Origin of the sequence: Rhodoferax sp. UBA5149, assembly GCF_002413825.1 — a bacterium.
Taxonomy (GTDB): domain Bacteria; phylum Pseudomonadota; class Gammaproteobacteria; order Burkholderiales; family Burkholderiaceae_C; genus Rhodoferax.
In genome coordinates this window covers 5,687-8,811 of record NZ_DHXT01000026.1, presented here as the reverse complement: position 1 = coordinate 8,811, position 3,125 = coordinate 5,687, and the positions used below count along the sequence as shown (strand labels likewise).

The 3,125-nt window shown below is 58.5% G+C and carries 4 protein-coding genes; 2 read left to right on the top strand and 2 right to left on the bottom strand.

The window, feature by feature from the left end; translation table 11 throughout:
* The coding region (locus B3V69_RS01980; protein WP_296443290.1) for a PLP-dependent transferase at window positions 1-501 on the top strand (501 nt) is incomplete at its 5' end.
* A 73-nt stretch (window positions 502-574) separates the two neighbouring features.
* On the top strand, window positions 575-1,381 hold the full coding sequence (locus tag B3V69_RS01975; protein ID WP_296443288.1) for an alpha/beta fold hydrolase: 807 nt from the start codon (window positions 575-577) through the stop codon (window positions 1,379-1,381).
* A gap of 40 nt (window positions 1,382-1,421) precedes the next feature.
* On the opposite strand, the gene B3V69_RS01970 is transcribed toward B3V69_RS01975, so the two are convergent.
* Together B3V69_RS01970 and B3V69_RS01965 are read right to left on the bottom strand one after the other, a co-directional pair.
* Window positions 1,422-1,895 (bottom strand): methyltransferase family protein, encoded by a 474-nt coding sequence (locus tag B3V69_RS01970; protein ID WP_296443286.1) that lies wholly within the window; start codon window positions 1,893-1,895, stop codon window positions 1,422-1,424.
* 130 nt (window positions 1,896-2,025) lie between these two features.
* Complete coding sequence (locus tag B3V69_RS01965; protein WP_296443285.1) at window positions 2,026-2,640, bottom strand: MSMEG_1061 family FMN-dependent PPOX-type flavoprotein; 615 nt, start codon at window positions 2,638-2,640, stop codon at window positions 2,026-2,028.
* Window positions 2,641-3,125 lie beyond the last annotated feature (485 nt).

Sequence of the window (3,125 nt, the reverse complement as noted above, 5' to 3'; positions counted from 1 at the left end):
CGCGAGGGCCTGCGCGACTTTGGCGCCTGTCTGAGCCCGCATTCGGCGTGGCTGATTTTGCAGGGCATCGAGACCTTGTCGCTGCGCATGGAACGGCACATGAGCAACACGGAGAAGGTGGTGCAATTCCTGGCCAGCCAGGCTTTCGTTTCGCGTGTCGGGCATCCCCTGCTGGACACCCACCCCAGTCACGCGCTGGCGCAAAAGCTGCTGCCGCGCGGAGCGGGCTCGGTGTTCAGCTTTGACCTCAAAGGCAGCCGCGAGCAAGGCAAGAAGTTTGTCGAGAGCCTGAAGGTCTTCAGCCACCTGGCCAATGTGGGCGACTGCCGCAGTCTGGTGATTCACCCGGCCAGCACGACCCACTTCCGCATGAGCGACGAGGCGCTGGCCGCAGGCGGCATCACGCAGGGCACGATCCGCCTGTCGATCGGCCTGGAAGACCCTGATGATCTGATTGACGACTTGAAGCGCGCACTCAAAGCAGCGGAAAAAACCACTTAAATTCCGTTCGGGCTGAGCCTGTCGAAGCCATCCCCTTCGACCGGCTCAGGGCGAACGCTCTGGAGACCAAGCTATGCACTTCTCTGTCAACGGCCACAGCACCTACTGCTACACCGGCGGCAAAACGTTTGATGCGGCCAAGCCCAGCATCATCTTCATCCACGGCGTCTTGAACGACCACAGCGTGTGGATTTTGCAAACCCGCTATCTGGCGAATCACGGCTGGAACGTGCTGGCCGTGGATCTGCCGGGCCATTGCCGCAGCGCGGGCGAACCACCCGCCACGGTGGAAGACGCCGCCGATTTTGTGATCGCCCTGATGGACGCAGCAGGCCTCAGGCAAGCCGCGCTGGTCGGCCACAGCTTTGGCTCCCTGATCGCGCTGGAGGCGGCCGCCCGTGCGCCAGAACGGGTCAGCCAGTTGGTGCTGGTGGGCACGGCTTTTCCCATGAAGGTCTCCGCGGCGCTGCTGGAAGCATCGTTGAACGAGCCCACGCGCGCGCTGGAGATGGTCAACATCTTCTCTCGCTCGACCTTGGCACCACCACCCTCGGCCCTGGGACCGGGCACCTGGGTCTATGGCGCGTCCATGGCCCTGGGACGCCGGGTGCTGGCCAGCAACGCCCGCGTCAATCTGTTTCACACCGGCTTCAAAGCCTGCGACAGCTACAGCCATGGCGAGGCGGCGATGGCGCAAGTGCCATGCCCGGTGCTGTTTGTGCTGGGCAGTGTGGACCAGATGACGCCGCCCAAAGCCGCTCAGAGCTTGATTCAAAAGGCGCTGAACGCCCAAGTGGTTTACCTGCCCGGCGGCCACCACCAGATGACCGAGACGCCCGAACCGATGTTGGCGGCGCTGACCGGGTTTTTGAAGCCATGAAGAGGGATTGGCAGGGGCATGCTGGCGTTAGGTCTATGTGTCACAGCCAACGACGAACCTTCGATGCATAGCTACTGTAGCCTTCACCAAATTTTTCTTTAAGATAGCGCTCTTCTCGTAGGATCACTCCCCACTGCGTTGCCACGACTACCGGAACGACCGAGACCAACACCCAGAGCGACGAAATTGCGAAAGCGATGCCGATGAGTAGTAGTGTGAGGGACAAGTAGGTTGGATTTCGACTGAAACGGAATGCTCCGGTTGTGACAATCTTGGTGGTGGACTTCCGTGCGTCGAAAGCTGTATGCGCTTGAGCAAGAGCCTTGAACGCGGACACAACGAGGGCTATGGCGACGGCGATGAAGGTGATCCCTAGCCAAGCACTGGCCGGAAACGGCAGCAGTGGGGTTGGTGCAATTTTCTCCGCCGCAAACCCGACAGCGAAGGCTATGCCGTACAGGGCAGGAGCGGGTACGACTACACCTGCGTTGTCTTTGGAAGGGATGGTTGGCATATGGGCAATTGAGTGACTTAACGTCGACGATGATTGGACGACTACGGCGCACTCACCGCCGAAGAATGACTGAAGTGCTGGCCGCCGTTGGCGGTCCAATCGATTGATGGGTTAGACACTGGTGGACATCTCACAGATTGCAACGATAGTCTTCCTCTGCTTTATCTCGCATAACTGCTTCCGGGATTCCGAATCTACCTGCCAAACTTTTCACTGCAGCGTCTTTCGATGGCCCATCGTGCCACGCCTCTGGGAGCCAGAGCTTCGATCTAATCAGAGCCTTGCCGCAGTGGAAGAAGCACTCCTTGACTGTTACCCGGGTGCAGAGGAGCGCTGCCTTGCCATTCGAAACGAACTCTTGCAGCAAGGCGGGGTCGCGGGTGATGACAGCAGTGCCGTTAACACGCAACGTCTCCCTTACTCCTGGGATCAAGAAGATCAGTCCGATGCTTCCGGTCTCGATGAGGTTCTGGAAGCCGTACGTCAGCCTGTTTCCAGGGCGCTCTGGAATCAGCAGCGTAGATGAATTCTCAACCCGAACGAAACCAGGAAGATCTCCCTTCGGAGAGACGTCGATATTGAATTGACGATCGGAAGTCGATACGAATATCAGCGGTGATTCGCTGATGAATTGGCGCGCACCTTCATCCAGGATGTGTGAGACCTTCCGGTGAACCGCCGGGTTTGGGGCGGGAATGACCGCCCTGAGTTGTTCGACGCTGGTAACGACATTGGCATCTTGCATGGAGACTCCAGGTTGGGCAACGAATACTCCATTCGGTTCGTCGTGCGCGACAGCGACCTCCATGCTTCCGTGGCTCATTGATTTTAGGAAAGTGCTGGCGGTCTTGATCGGGCTAGCAGTTAGCATGTGAACTCCGTATGGTTGTCGATTCGACTCGGATGGAGTGGGCATGTCAGTCTCCTGACAGTGTCGTGGCAGTAGTGAAAGTGTCTAACGATTAGCGTTTATCCGCCGCGCTGCAATGCTTGTAGAAACCAAAAAAGCCTCCCGCGGTTGATAAACCATGTTGGACTAAACCGCCTGCTGAGGCAGTCGCGATAGGGGTTTGAAAGCCTCACCCCATTTGTTTGATCAGATTATGACCGGGCTTGAGGTAACGCCAGCCCGTCAGCATTGCAGCGAACCGGCATAGGGCCCTGCACCATGGCGTTATGCAAGCGTATTGCGCTGCCCCCAGCCTCCTGCGCTGCCATGCCAAACCGTGT

Excerpts from the sequence above, each read along its gene's own strand:
- B3V69_RS01965 (WP_296443285.1), bottom strand. The coding sequence starts at position 2,640 with ATGCAAGATGCCAATGTCGTTACCAGCGTCGAACAACTCAGGGCGGTC.
- B3V69_RS01970 (WP_296443286.1), bottom strand. The coding sequence starts at position 1,895 with ATGCCAACCATCCCTTCCAAAGACAACGCAGGTGTAGTCGTACCCGCT.
- B3V69_RS01975 (WP_296443288.1), top strand. The coding sequence starts at position 575 with ATGCACTTCTCTGTCAACGGCCACAGCACCTACTGCTACACCGGCGGC.